This is a genomic window from Mucilaginibacter panaciglaebae (genome assembly GCF_039539265.1).
Taxonomy (GTDB): domain Bacteria; phylum Bacteroidota; class Bacteroidia; order Sphingobacteriales; family Sphingobacteriaceae; genus Mucilaginibacter; species Mucilaginibacter panaciglaebae.
Window position 1 is genome coordinate 75,218 of sequence record NZ_BAABCV010000011.1, and the last position, 14,022, is coordinate 89,239.

12 protein-coding genes and 1 tRNA gene are annotated in these 14,022 nt (G+C 43.3%); 10 read left to right on the top strand and 3 right to left on the bottom strand.

Going from position 1 to position 14,022, the window contains the following annotated elements:
- Nucleotides 1-454 precede the first annotated feature (454 nt).
- From ABD772_RS15020 to ABD772_RS15050, 7 genes are all read left to right on the top strand, one after another.
- Complete coding sequence (locus ABD772_RS15020; RefSeq protein ID WP_345106184.1) at nt 455-2,062, top strand: ammonium transporter; 1,608 nt, start codon at nt 455-457, stop codon at nt 2,060-2,062.
- A 235-nt stretch (nt 2,063-2,297) separates the two neighbouring features.
- Nucleotides 2,298-3,338, top strand: coding sequence for an outer membrane beta-barrel protein (locus ABD772_RS15025; protein WP_345106187.1), 1,041 nt, complete (start codon nt 2,298-2,300; stop codon nt 3,336-3,338).
- A 256-nt stretch (nt 3,339-3,594) separates the two neighbouring features.
- Nucleotides 3,595-4,425: an energy transducer TonB gene (locus ABD772_RS15030; protein ID WP_345106190.1), complete on the top strand. Its 831-nt coding sequence runs from the start codon at nt 3,595-3,597 to the stop codon at nt 4,423-4,425.
- Between the two features lie 129 nt (nt 4,426-4,554).
- Nucleotides 4,555-6,777, top strand: coding sequence for a phosphoribosylformylglycinamidine synthase subunit PurL (gene purL, locus ABD772_RS15035; protein ID WP_345106193.1), 2,223 nt, complete (start codon nt 4,555-4,557; stop codon nt 6,775-6,777).
- A 126-nt stretch (nt 6,778-6,903) separates the two neighbouring features.
- Nucleotides 6,904-7,293 (top strand): SMU1112c/YaeR family gloxylase I-like metalloprotein, encoded by a 390-nt coding sequence (gene gloA2 / locus ABD772_RS15040; RefSeq protein WP_345106195.1) that lies wholly within the window; start codon nt 6,904-6,906, stop codon nt 7,291-7,293.
- 112 nt (nt 7,294-7,405) lie between these two features.
- Complete coding sequence (locus ABD772_RS15045) at nt 7,406-8,110, top strand: tRNA1(Val) (adenine(37)-N6)-methyltransferase (protein WP_345106198.1); 705 nt, start codon at nt 7,406-7,408, stop codon at nt 8,108-8,110.
- 273 nt (nt 8,111-8,383) lie between these two features.
- Nucleotides 8,384-8,911: a metallophosphoesterase family protein gene (locus tag ABD772_RS15050; protein ID WP_345106202.1), complete on the top strand. Its 528-nt coding sequence runs from the start codon at nt 8,384-8,386 to the stop codon at nt 8,909-8,911.
- Between the two features lie 89 nt (nt 8,912-9,000).
- Here the strand turns inward: ABD772_RS15050 and rnhA are convergent, their stop codons facing one another.
- Entirely contained in the window at nt 9,001-9,471 is a 471-nt protein-coding gene (gene rnhA, locus ABD772_RS15055) for a ribonuclease HI (RefSeq protein WP_345106205.1), read from the bottom strand.
- 59 nt (nt 9,472-9,530) lie between these two features.
- Nucleotides 9,531-11,621: a heavy metal translocating P-type ATPase gene (locus ABD772_RS15060; protein ID WP_345106208.1), complete on the bottom strand. Its 2,091-nt coding sequence runs from the start codon at nt 11,619-11,621 to the stop codon at nt 9,531-9,533.
- A gap of 118 nt (nt 11,622-11,739) precedes the next feature.
- Here ABD772_RS15060 and ABD772_RS15065 point away from each other — a divergent pair.
- Nucleotides 11,740-11,813: transfer RNA gene (locus tag ABD772_RS15065), tRNA-His, on the top strand.
- A gap of 72 nt (nt 11,814-11,885) precedes the next feature.
- Here ABD772_RS15065 and ABD772_RS15070 read toward each other — a convergent pair.
- Nucleotides 11,886-12,386, bottom strand: coding sequence for a VOC family protein (locus ABD772_RS15070; protein WP_345106211.1), 501 nt, complete (start codon nt 12,384-12,386; stop codon nt 11,886-11,888).
- A gap of 115 nt (nt 12,387-12,501) precedes the next feature.
- Between ABD772_RS15070 and ABD772_RS15075 the strand changes: the two genes are divergently transcribed.
- The gene (locus ABD772_RS15075) at nt 12,502-13,089 is read left to right on the top strand and encodes an alpha-ketoglutarate-dependent dioxygenase AlkB family protein (protein WP_345106214.1); all 588 of its coding nucleotides are present in this window, start codon (nt 12,502-12,504) and stop codon (nt 13,087-13,089) included.
- Between the two features lie 32 nt (nt 13,090-13,121).
- Nucleotides 13,122-14,018: a hypothetical protein gene (locus ABD772_RS15080; RefSeq protein ID WP_345106217.1), complete on the top strand. Its 897-nt coding sequence runs from the start codon at nt 13,122-13,124 to the stop codon at nt 14,016-14,018.
- Nucleotides 14,019-14,022: the final 4 nt, after the last annotated feature.

Consider the following 14,022-nt stretch of genomic DNA (forward strand, 5'->3'; position numbering starts at 1 on the left):
TTTTGTTTTGGTCGCCGATTATTAAAAAGTACTTGGCTTAAACGCAGACTTTTTAAATTTTTAGCGACTATAAAGTGATTTGAGATTGATTTTTCCTGCATTTTGATATCAAAATTCGATAATACCTAACTTTATCTTAATAATCATGATTTTTAAGGCGTAAAAAATTACATAATTTAAATTTATTTAGGTTTTGTTGTTAAAAATTATATAATATTTTACTTAAATATATATCAAGTTTTAGATTTTTTATAAAAATTTGGCTTTTTAGTATATTTTTTTGATACAAATATTGTTTTTTATGATTTGTGTATATAATTTTATTGAAATATTAATTAAGTGTTATTGTAAAGTAATATTTGCTAATAGTTAATGTCAAAAAATGCAATAATTCTTATTAATTATAGAAGAAAAACGAATCACATTTAACTAATTATCCAAATCAACAACAAAAATGAAAGTAAAAACACCAAAACTTACCCTGCTTAGCGCCTTGCGCGGATTAACGCGGGAGAAATGGGCGCTTGGAGCAACCATTTTAACTGGAAAGATGATTGGCTTAGGCTTGGTAGTGGCAGCAATGTTTACGGTGCCCGGCTTATTGCCAACGGCAGCACACGCCGCTGATGCCGCAAAACCTACAGAACTGGAAACTTCGATCGTTAATTCAATTAATACAGTTTGGACACTGGTTGCGGCATTCCTGGTATTTGGCATGCAGGCCGGCTTTGTAATGCTTGAGGCCGGGTTCGCCCGTAAGCGTGAAACCGTGAATGTATTAATGGAATGTATTTATGATACCTGCCTTTGCGGAATTTTATTTTATGCTGTGGGCTACGCTTTCATGTTTGGACACGGCAACGGATTTATAGGATGGGGCGGTGCCGACGGTAAAAATTGGTTCTTTCTTCAAAATACTCCTGCTACTTATGAAGCTTATGGTGTGCCAATCCTGGCGCACTGGATCTTCCAATATGCATTTGCTGATACCTGCTCGACTATCGTATCGGGTGCAATGATTGGTCGTACCAGCTTCCGTGGCGATATTCTATATAGTATCGGTATCACCGGTTTTATTTACCCCATTATCGGTCACTGGGCCTGGGGGCCTGATGGTTTCTTGGTTACCATGGGGTCTGCCGGTCACTTCCTGCCAGCATTAGGCCAGAGTTTCCGAGATTTTGCGGGTTCAACAGTAGTGCATACTATTGGTGGTGTGGCCTCATTGGCCGGTGCAATAGTATTAGGGCCACGTTTGGGTAGAATTTTCGCCCGCGATGATAAAGAAAAAGGGGGAATGCCACCGGGACACAACATGGCGCTGGCCGCCATCGGTACTTTTATTTTATGGTTTGGCTGGTACGGCTTTAACCCCGGCAGCACCTTGTCAGGTATGGACGTACAAGGTATAGGCCGTGTTGCTGCCAACACTACACTGGCCGCTTGCGCTGGTGGTATGATGGCTATGTTAGCTGGTCTATGGTGGGGCAAAACTAGGGGTAAATTTGATTTGGGTTACACCCTGAATGGTTTATTGGGTGGCCTGGTTGCTATCACCTGTCCTTGTTATTGGGTTAGCCCGCTCGGTGCCTTAGCCTTAGGAGCTGTAGCGGGTTTTCTGATCTATTTAGCTATGAACTTTGTGGAGTGGTTACGTATCGACGATCCGGTTGGTGCGGTATCAGTGCATGGCGTGTGCGGTATATGGGGGACTTTATCATTGGGCTTATTTGCCTGCGGCCAATATGGTGTAACTGGTGTTACCGGCCCGGATAACAGCGCTCCGGTAACCGGTTTATTTTATGGTGGTGGTACAAGCGTTTTAGAAGCGCAGGCCATAGGCACATTTACAATTGCTATTGCAGTATTTGTTGTGGCTTACTTAATGATGACGTTCATTAATATGCTGCCCCACCCATGGAGACTGCGTGTTGAAGAACACGGCGAGCTTGGTGTAGGCGGCATCGACATCTTCGATCATGGTACCGAAGTATATCCCGATACCGATGAAGATATCAGCTTAAGCGGCCTTTTCGACAATGGCGCTAAAGTAACCGCTTAATGATTTGAAATGAGATTTACCCCTGTGCGGCTGTTAATGCCACGCTGTTAACGGCCGCACAGGGGTTTGTTATAATCTGATTAATAGCACAGGTAATGGCTGTGAGATAATGCGATTGTCAATAAATAATTAAACGACTACAAACGGACAGGCCGCTGCATAGTGTGTGCCGATATTAAATTTTAACAAGCAATAAAACACAACAAATTATCTATTAACACTTATCAAATTAATTATGAAAAAACTATTACTATTATTACTTGGTGTATCTGCATTTAGCCTGGCTTCAAAAGCGCAGGATACCGTAAAAACGACCAGCGATGCGCCGCTGCTGATCTCCGGCTCGGCAGATGTATATTATAAATATGATCTGTCCGGCCACAAAAACATCGGTACCAGTTTTGCCAGCGATCATAATTCATTTTCAATAGGTATGCTTGACCTGGCTGTTAAAAAGAAAGTTAATAAGGCAGCTTTTGTTGGCGAGATATCTTTTGGCCCGAGAGGGCAGGAGCAGTCATTACCAACCAGCCCTACAGGTCAGTTCTATCATATTCAAAACTTATATGTTTCTTATGATGTGACCGATAAATTCAACTTAACCGGCGGCTATATGAGCACATTTATTGGTTATGAGGTGATATCGCCGGTGGCAAACTTCAACTACTCCACCTCATATCTGTTTACTTATGGCCCATTCCAAAACGCAGGTGTCAAAGCAACGTACACTTTCTCTCCGGCGGTAAGTTTAATGGTTGGTGCCTTTAACGACCAGTGGAATGTTTATACTGCTGTACATAATATCGGTGCCTTTGGTGCACAATTAATGATTGCTCCGGTTACGGGATGGACAGCTTATTTAAACGTATTAACTTCTAACAACACCACACCAACTTCTGGAACTGTGTTAGATTTAACTACAGCTTACCAAATAACCAGCGCCTTCAAATTAGGTTTAAACGCCGCTAACTATACCGCCTCAAACGGCGCCGGTAAAGGTGGTTATGATGGTGTTGCATTGTATCCGCAGTTAGCTGTATCAAAAGCTGTTACCCTTGGCTTAAGGGGCGAGTACTTTAACATTAAAGATAATGGTACTACCCCAAGCAGCAGTATTACCGCGTTTACATTAACTGCTAACGTTAAATCAGGTCCGCTTACTTTTATTCCGGAGGTGAGATTAGACAATGGCAAAAATCAAATTTTTACTGACAGTAATGGCGCGCCAACCAAAACTGCATCTCAGTTTCTTGTAGCTGCGGTATACGCATTTTAAGAAATGTTATAAAATTGTTTAAAAAAGGGGCTGTCTCGCTGAAAGCGGGGCAGTTTTTGTTTTTAGGCTGATATTGTCGCATTATTAATCGCAACAAAATTGCATTAATTTAATAAAAGTGATTAAAGAACAGGATTAAAAATATAAGCTTAAATATTTAGATGCAATACTGTTGCAAAATTATCAAAAAGCAATAATGTTGCAACAACTAATGATTTCCCGGCGTTATATTATTAAACTTTAACTTTTAATCACTATGCTTATCTCAAACTTTAATTTGTGCAAGTCCGAGTGGCTCGAGCTTGTATTTGCTAAACGCAACAAAGAATACGGTGCTTACTACATCCGTCAGCACCATTCAGAAACGGTATTAAAATCTTTTGTTATCGGTGTTTTTAGTGTGGCGGTATTGGTAGGTGTTATTGGTATCATTATAAAGCCAAAACCTATAACCAACCCAATGAGGATGGTTAACACAGAGTTGCAAGTCTATAAGATTCCGCCGGCACCGAAGGTACAGCCGCCTAAACCGAAAGTTGAGGCTCCGAAACCTGCCGCTGCGGCATCAATACCAATTAACACTACAAGGTTTGTGCCGATGGTTGTTACGCCTGACCCAATTGCGGTTGAGCCGCCGAAAATAGAAGATCTTAAAGGATCCGTGGGTCAGGCTGATATTAAAACTGGCGTTGCCGGCATTAGCACAGGCGACGGCTCAAATAAAAGCGGGATCGGCACCGGAGCAGGTGATAGCGAAAGTACAACCAATGAACCCTTTACAGCAGTAGAAGTTATGCCCCAGCCTGTAGGTGGCGACGCAGCATGGGCCAGGTTTCTGCAATCAAACATACACTACCCTGATAAAGCCATGGAAAATGAGGTAAGCGGAAAAGTATTTGTAACCTTTATTATCGAAAAAGACGGACATATATCAAACGTAAAAGTAGAACGCGGGCCTGGATTTGGAACAGAAGAGGAGGCGGTCCGCGTTTTAAAACTGGCTAAGCCCTGGAAACCCGGGATGCAAAATGGTCGGGCGGTGCGTGTGCAGTTGACCTTACCGGTTGTATTTACCTTGAGTAATTAAGGTATTGACCCCTGTAAAGCCGGACGCAGCCTATTGCTGCATCCGGCTTTACGCTTTTAACCAGTTTTCCTTTCACCTTTCGGCTGATTTTTCTACTTTTGGGCATCCTTTCAAAAAAATAATACAACATTGGAGACCCAGGAACTTACCACCGTTGAAACCGCCAAAAATTTAGGCTTACTCCCAACAGAATACGAACGCATTATTGAAATATTAGGCCGTGTGCCCAACTTTACCGAGCTGTCAATTTTCTCGGTAATGTGGAGCGAGCATTGTTCTTACAAAAACTCAATTACCTGGCTAAAAACTTTGCCTAAAGATGGTCCGCGTATGCTGGCCAAAGCAGGCGAGGAGAATGCGGGCCTTGTTGATCTTGGCGATGGTATTGGCTGCGCTTTTAAGATCGAATCGCACAACCACCCCTCAGCTTTGGAACCTTATCAGGGTGCGGCAACCGGCGTAGGCGGTATTAACCGTGATATTTTCACTATGGGTGCCCGACCTATCGCGCAGCTAAACTCGCTGCGTTTTGGCGACATCACGCTGGACAAAACTAAATGGTTAATTAAAGGCGTTGTTAAAGGTATCAGCCATTATGGTAACGCTTTTGGTATACCAACCGTAGGTGGCGAGTTGTTTTTTGACGATTGCTACAACATCAATCCATTGGTTAACGCTTTTTCGGCGGGTATTGTTAAGGCCGGTGAAACGGTTTCTGCAACATCGTATGGCGTGGGTAACCCGGTTTATATCGTTGGCTCGGCTACCGGTAAAGATGGTATTCACGGCGCTGCGTTTGCCTCAAAAAATATTACTGAAGATTCTGTAAACGATTTGCCTGCCGTACAGGTGGGCGACCCATTCCAGGAGAAATTATTATTAGAAGCTACTTTAGAGGTGATAAAAACCGGTGCGGTAGTGGGTATGCAAGACATGGGCGCGGCAGGTATTATCTGCTCAAACTCTGAAATGTCTGCCAAAGGCGAGCATGGTATGCGCATCAATTTAGATGCTGTGCCAACCCGCCAGGAAAACATGAAACCTTTCGAGATCCTGTTATCAGAATCGCAGGAGCGAATGCTGATCGTGGTACACAAAGGCCGCGAAAAAGAAGTAGAAGCTGTATTTGATAAATGGGATCTGAACTGCGCTATCATTGGCGAGGTCACCGATACCAAACGCTTAGAATATTACGCAGGTGGGAAACTGGTTGCCGATGTACCGGCGGATGACCTGGTGTTAGGCGGCGGCGCCCCGGTTTATGAGCGCGAGTATAAAGAGCCTGCTTACTTTGCCGAAAATCAAAAATTTAAAATAGAAGATATTGCCGAGCCTGAAAATTTGGTTGATGTAGCCGAGCATTTAATATCTCATCCAAATATTGCATCAAAACGGTGGGTTAGCGATCAATATGACTCAATGGTAGGTGTATCAACAATGACTACAAACCGCCCGAGTGACGCTGCTGTAGTAAATGTTATCGGCACCAATAAAGCCATTGTGATAACGGTAGATTGTAACTCCCGTTATGTTTACGCCGATCCGCAAAAAGGTACCGCTATAGCCGTTGCAGAGGCCGCTCGTAACATTACGTGCGCAGGTGGCGAACCGGTAGCCATTACCAACTGTTTAAACTTTGGTAATCCTTACGTTCCTGAAGTGTACTGGCAGTTTGTGGGTGCTATAAAAGGTATGGGCGAAGCCTGTACCAAATTTGAGACCCCGGTAACAGGTGGTAACGTAAGTTTTTATAACCAGTCGACCGACGACGGGCCGGTATTCCCGACACCTACTATTGGTATGCTGGGTGTGATGGACGATATATCAAACATCATGACATCAGATTTTAAACAGCCTGACGATTTGGTTTACCTTATTGGCGAGTCTGTAAATGATATCGCATCGTCGCAGTATTTAGCTTCATGGCATAAAGTTCTGGCTGCTCCGGCACCGTATTTTGACCTGGAGAAAGAATATGCCATGCACCAGGTGGTTAAGCAACTTATCCAGCATAAAGTTATTCAGTCGGCACATGATGTTGCTGACGGCGGACTATTCATTACGCTGGTTGAAGCGGCATTACCAAATAAATTGGGATTTGAAATTTCTTCGGATGCCGGCATTCGTAAAGATGCCTTCCTGTTTGGCGAAGCGCAGGGTAGGGTGGTGGTGAGCGTTGCTCCGGCCGACCAGGAACGTTTCATCGAAATGATGGCAACCAGTGAGGTTGAATTCAGCTTGCTGGGTACGGTTAGCAATGGTTATATGAATGTCGATGAGCAGTCGTTCGGCCATATAACTGATGTTAAATTGGTTTACGATAACGTATTGCATAGCATACTGGGGGAATAGATAACCAGACGCGAATTTGAATCCGCCGGGCGGTATGCAAGTTTAAGATTTTTCACTTCGTTCAAGAGATGATTTTTCGTTATGCTCAGAATGACAAGGTTTAAAATATAAAAGCGAGTCGATTTTATGTTAAAGATTAACCGGGTACATCATATTGCTATTATCTGCTCTGATTATGAAAGATCAAAGCATTTTTATACGCAGATACTTGGTTTCAAGATCATCGCCGAAAATTATCGCGCGGAGCGCAAATCATACAAGCTTGATCTGGCAGTGGGCAACCAATACCAGATCGAGCTTTTTTCTTTTCCTGACCCGGCCAAGCGTCCGTCAAGACCAGAAGCTGCCGGCTTGCGGCATTTAGCTTTTGAGGTTGACAATATTGGTGAAGCTATAGTCGCAATAACTGCGGATGGCGTAGAGGTTGAGCCTATTCGTGTAGATGAGTTTACCGGCAAGCGTTTTACTTTTTTTGCCGATCCCGACGGGTTGCCCATAGAGTTTTATGAGAAATAACGCAGGACTGTCATTGCGAGCGACGAACGAGCGTGGCAATCGCAAGTAGGACGGCTAACCGAGCTGCTTCGCTATTGCCACGCTACCGCTCGCAATAACAGATTAGAAAAATATGTTCCGCTTCAAACAATTTACCGTCGATCAAACTAACTGCGCCATGAAGATCAATACAGATGGCGTTTTATTGGGTGTATTGGCTGGAGCAAAACAACCGAAAACTATCCTGGACATTGGTACAGGCACCGGAGTAATAGCCTTAATGCTGGCGCAACGGTTTCCTGAAGCGAAAATTGATGCTGTTGAGATCGATGAATTGGCTGCGGCAACTGCCAGACAGAATTTTGCCAATTCGCCTTTTGTGGAAAGATTGGATTTATACGCCGGTGACTTTGAGGATTTTTTTAAAGATCAGCCACAGAAGAAATATGATTTGATTGTATCTAATCCTCCATTTTATATTAATTCGTTGCAGTCTCCTGGCGAAAAGAAAAAATTAGCGAAACATACCGACGTTGATTTTTTTGAGCGATTGATAAAGTCGGCGACAGAACACTTAACCGAAATTGGTTTACTTTGGCTGATATTACCGGTAAATACAGCCGAATTAATAAACAGCCTGATAACCGTCTATGGGCTGCATTTAAATCAAAGGATAGAAATTAAATCATTCCGGACTTCCGGACCGCATCGTGAAATATTGAGTTTCGGTTTTAATAAAGTTGATGCCGAAGTAAGTAATTTTGTAATCTACGAAGAGAAGGGAATATATCATAGTGATTATAAACATAAGCTAAAGCCATATTTTATAAATTTTTAGGATGAAAATATTGTCTATCATTTTAACTGCATTTCTGTTTATTGACACGGTGTTTTCTTTTGATTCGTACCGGGTTTATATGCTACATGCACATGCGCGTTTACATAAGGAAACTCTGCCATTAATAGAAAAAATACTTTTGACACATGCTTTCACCTTGCTGGTTTTTACTGGTGCTTCTTTATTCCTGACCATCAAAAAAAAATATATAACCAACCTTGTAATATCCGGCTGTTTCGTTATTTATATGGTGATTACCAGCATGCACGTGTGATGGTTAAAATTGGTTTGATTTCTGATACGCACAGCTACCTTGACGATGCAGTTTTTAAGCACTTTGAAAGGTGCGACGAAATATGGCATGCCGGCGATTTTGGGAATATGGCCCTGGTTGATAAGTTGACCGCCTTTAAACCACTACGAGGCGTTTATGGTAATATCGATGGTAAAGAGATACGCCAGCAATATCCCGAAAACCTGCGGTTTAAGTGTGAGGACGTGGACGTCTGGATGACCCATATAGGCGGCTATCCGGATAGATACGATCTGCGCATCCGGAATGAAATTTATGCTAATCCGCCTCAATTGTTTATCTCAGGCCACTCACATATTTTGAAAGTGATCTTTGATAAGAAGATCAATTGCCTGCACCTTAATCCCGGCGCTGCCGGTAAACAAGGTTGGCAAAAAGTACGTACGCTAATGCGGTTCAGTATTGACGGTGCTAAGATCCAGGATTTGCAGGTAATTGAGTTGGGTGTGAACAAGTCGCCGTCGAAAATGATGGAGGGAGAGGAATAAACGTTACCAGCCTTGTTATTTCTGACAAGCTACAGAATTTGCTTGGCATGTGGAGCGCCCAAACAAGTTCGGCATGACGAAATTGGGTATTACAACATCCCCGGCTTACTCGCTTCCATCTCAAATACTGAATCGATCAGCAAGTCTTTGCGCTTACCGGCGGCTACCGCCAGTTCATCGCAACGCTCGTTTTCCGGATGTCCGTTGTGGCCGCGTACCCAAACAAATTTTACATTATGCAGCTTGCTTATCTCCAGGTAGCGCAGCCAAAGGTCTTTATTCTTTTTGTCTTTGAACCCCTTTTGCAGCCAGCTGTATACCCAGCGTTTTTCAATGGCATCTATAACGTATTTGGAGTCGGAAAAGATGGTGACGTCCTGGTTGGGTTTATGGAGTGCTTCCAGTCCTTTGATAACCGCCAGCAGCTCCATGCGGTTATTTGTCGTTTTTCGAAATCCTTCAGAAAGTTCTTTGTAATGCGGACCCGATCGCAATATTACGCCATATCCACCCGGGCCCGGGTTACCACTTGAAGCACCGTCTGTATAAATTTCGATCATAATTTTAGTCCGTGCCTATGGTCGATAGTTCCATAGGTATGGCGCCAAAAATATAAAAATTAATCGAGGCGCTTGCTTTTTAGACGAATGGAATTACCTATAACTACCACATCCGAGAATGCCATGGTAAAGGCACCAACCATCGGATTTAAAAATCCAAGCGCAGCAACCGGAATAGCTACCACGTTATAAGCAAATGCCCAGAACAGGTTTTGTTTGATAGTGAGTAATGTATGTTTGCTGATCTGCAGAAATTTAACTACCGAGTGCAAGTCGGTATTCAGCAAGATAACACGTGCCGACTGGATAGCGATCTGACTGGCATCATTCATAGAAACGCCCACATCGGCTTTGGTTAGGGCAGGAGCGTCATTAATCCCATCGCCAATCATTACGGTTTTTCCTTTTTGTTTATAGATGTCGATGATGGTTAATTTTTCGTCAGGTAGTTTTTCGCCGTGTACCTCGTCAATGCCGATGGCTTTGGCTACTTTAAGGCAACGGTTTTCACGGTCGCCACTTAGCAACACCGGCACAACGCCCATCGCTTTTAGTTGGGCAATGAGTGCAGCTGCTTCGGGTTTGATAGTGTCGTCGACTGCTATCTGCGCCAGCAATGATTGATTTTTGTAAAGCGATATATTGAAGTTTCCATCGTTAACAGATTTGCCATTGCCCAAAAAATAATGATTGCCTTCCACATCTTCGGCACGCATACCCAGTCCTTTTTCTTCAGAAACCGCTTTTAAGATCACTTTATCTTGCTGCAAGCTTTTTAACTCATGCACCAGCGATTTGGCGATAGGGTGGTTAGAGCGTTCTTCAATAGCTACGATTACGCCACGCACTTGTTGTATAGTGCTGTCACCCTCAATTTTAATATCTTCAATACGGAACTTACCGGTGGTGAGCGTGCCTGTTTTATCGAAAACGATGTACTTTGTATCGATAACAGCCTCAATGGTATCGCCGCCTTTTATCAGGATACCACTCTTAGCTGCACGACCTAAGCCTACCATTACTGCTGTCGGTGTAGCCAGACCCATGGCGCAAGGGCAGGAGATGACCAACACTGCAATGGCGTTCATGAGCGATTGCTGCAAACCTTTGTCGCTCAAAAAATAAGTAAGCACAAAAGTGAGCAACGCAATCACTATCACTGCAGGCACAAATATAGCAGCTACTTTATCGCCCAGTTTTTGTACAGGGGGTTTGGCGGCCTGCGCTTTTTTCATTAGCTCTATAATTTGAGATAGTACCGTATTTGAGCCGGTTTTAGTAGCAATCATCCTGAAGTTACCGTGTACTACAATGGTTCCGCCAATTACCTTGTCATACCTAACCTTATCAACGGGGATACTTTCGCCAGTAAGCATGGATTCATCTACAGAGGCGTCGCCTTCTAAAATATCGCCGTCAACCGGTACTTTATCGCCGTGATTGACGATCAGCGTATCGCCCGGCTTTACCTCACGCGCACTGATCACTTCGACAGTGCCATCAATAATGCGATTGGCATTTACCTGTTGTATTTTTACCAGGTCTTTTACTGCCGATGTAGTTTGATTAACGGAGCGTTTCTCGAACACATTACCTAGTAATACCAGGGTAATGATAGTGGCGCAGGTTTCGTAAAACTGGTATTGCTCGCCCAGGTTTTGAATTGTTCCTACCAAACTGTAAATAAATGCCGAGGCAGAGCCGATAAAAATCAGCACGTCCATATTGGGTATACCGGCTTTTAACGAATGCCAGGCGCTTTTACCAAAGTGCAGACATCCTACAATAAAAACAGGCAGGCAAAGCAGCAACTGCACCATAGGCATATGCAGCACATGCCACTGGAAAATCATATGTAAAAGCAGCGGAACCGTAAAAATGGCGCAGAATAAAAACTTATTCTCTATCTTTTCATAAAACCTTGGTTCATGCAGCGCAGGGTCGTCCACTACCTTAAAGCCTAATTGTTCTATGCTTTTTATAATGTCAGGAAGCTCAACATTGCTTTCGTTGCTGAATTTTACCTCTTCGCCGGCAAAATCAACCAATATATTTTGCAAGCCTTTCTTTTCCAGTAATTTATGTATAGACAGGGCACAATTATTACAGTGCATCCCAGTTACGTTCAGTTCAATCAGTTGTTCTGCCATGGTATACAAAGCTACTTCATTATTTAGAGCCGTTCTAAATATTAGGGTAAGCAAATTGTAATTTTAAATTTTATGTTGATTTTACTACTCAAATTTATACATTTGCACTCCCAACACGGTAGATGTAGCTCAGTTGGTTAGAGCATCGGTTTGTGGTACCGAGGGTCGTGGGTTCGAGCCCCATCATTTACCCAAAGCCTCTCATGAAAATGAGGGGCTTTTTTGTTCTCAGCCTAACTACAGCAGACTAACAGATACCGTTGCTTATTTGGTAGTCACACTACCCATTTTGGCATATTCCACATCATTGGGTTCCCATAATTCAATTTTGTTGCCCTCCGGGTCCATCAGGTGTACAAAGTTGCCATAGCTTGTTTTTTGCACGCTGTCAACCGGCAGTATACCCCCCGCTTTCATTTGGGCCAAAAGCTGATCTAAACCCTCTACACGGTAATTGATCATGAATTGCTTATCAGAAGGCTCAAAGTATTTAGTGCTTTCCTTGAAGGCCGCCCAGGCAGTAAAGCCCTTTTTGGTGCTGTCTATGCCCTGATGCCATTCAAACGTCGACCCGTAGGCCGTCATGCGGATGCCCAGGTTCTTGCTATACCAGGCTTTCAGCGTCGCCGGGTCTTTCGCTCTAAAAAAAATACCGCCGATACCCGTCACCCGTGGGCCGCTGTTAACCGGGTTGGTTAAACGGCTAAAACCGTAGCCCAATACAAAGGCCGCACAAAGCAAGCCCATTAAAGTAAATTTTTTCATGATATGCGTTTTTAACTTAAAGGTAAGAAATATCAGTAATTAATAGTATGCTAAAAATTTTAGTATATTTGTAGGTGATGTTTATGTAGCTGCATGTAGCGCGAAGGAGGAAACAGTGGAACAGTTAGCATTATTTTCGGAGGCAGGACAAAGCAAAGGGATACCAACACATCTGTTGGATTATAGGGCTGGTTTATTTAACCAAACCGAAAGCGATACCTTATTAGCAAAATTTATCCGCGAAACACCCTGGAAGCAAACCAGGCAGAAATTGTGGGAGAAAGAATACTTAACACCACGGCTGACCTGCTGGTATGGCGAAACTGCGCGCATTGCCGGCACCTTGCCATGGACGCCGGAACTACAAGCCATTCGCGAAATTGTGGAACCACTGGTGGGTATAACTTTTAACAGTGTATTGCTCAATTATTACCGTGATGGCAATGACTCGGTAGCCTGGCACAGTGATAAGGAGAGTATCATGGGCAGCCAGCCTGTGATTGCTTCTGTTAGCTTTGGACAGGTGCGCTGCTTTGATATACGCAATAAGACCGATCATAAAGAACGTTATTCAATTAAACTTGAACATGGCTCATTCCTCCTGATGAAAGCCGGCTTGCAGGAGCACTGGGAACATCGTATTTCAAAGTCGACCAGGCCTATGAAAGCGAGAGTGAATTTGACGTTCAGGTTGGTTATTTAGCGATACTTGCTATATTTAGCACATAAACCTATATGATGAAATACCTTATCATGTCAGCTCTGCTTGTTTTGACAATCCAATCGCAGGCCCAAACAGAAACAAAACAGGTCATCGTAAAAATGCCGCTTAGTACAAATAAGGTATTTGAGCAGGGGTTTAAATCGGCCAGTAGTTTTCACGGCTCGATGGGCGAGGTGGGTACGGCGTCAGTTGTCGGTAACCTTACTGAAATTACTTATTGCGATAACAGCGGCGATGAACGTGCCGTTAAAGAGGCAAATAAAAAAGATACTACCACTTACAAAATAAGTATAGCTAAAGCAGGTAACGTTAAAACTGTTACTCTCCAGGACGGTACGCAATCAACCATTATCGATGAGAGCGACCTGATCATGGTAAAAGCCGGCGGAATAAGTGCTGTATTTTATAAATTATCAGACGCTAATCCGGTTGATCCATCAAGTAACGGCGGGGAATACTTAATCTCTTTCAATAAAACCCAGGCCGAGGTAAAAACAATCTATGGCGCCGGTTTTAAGCTTGAGTGTAAAGGCAATATAGCGGCGCTAATCAACTGGGATGGAAGTTATCAGGTAATGATCACCAGCGGTAAAGCTTCATTTGTTATTGATTCTAAAGGTACTGGTTTAATAGCTGCAAGTAACAATGGCCGATATGCCGTCTGGACATCAGATGGTAAGCAATGTTATATTGATAATGAAGGCGCAACATCGCACATAAATTGGTCAAATGGAGAGTCGCAAACGCTTAATAATTACGGTGCGCTTAGTTTATTAGCCACTAAGGATGGTAAGTTAGGGGCTGTGTACAATTACAGCAAAGTCGATGTAACCGCCGGCGCAGATGGCGGAGAGATTACCCAAATAACTGTCGATAAAAATACCATACCTGCAGCTGCCAAAATGTAATTGT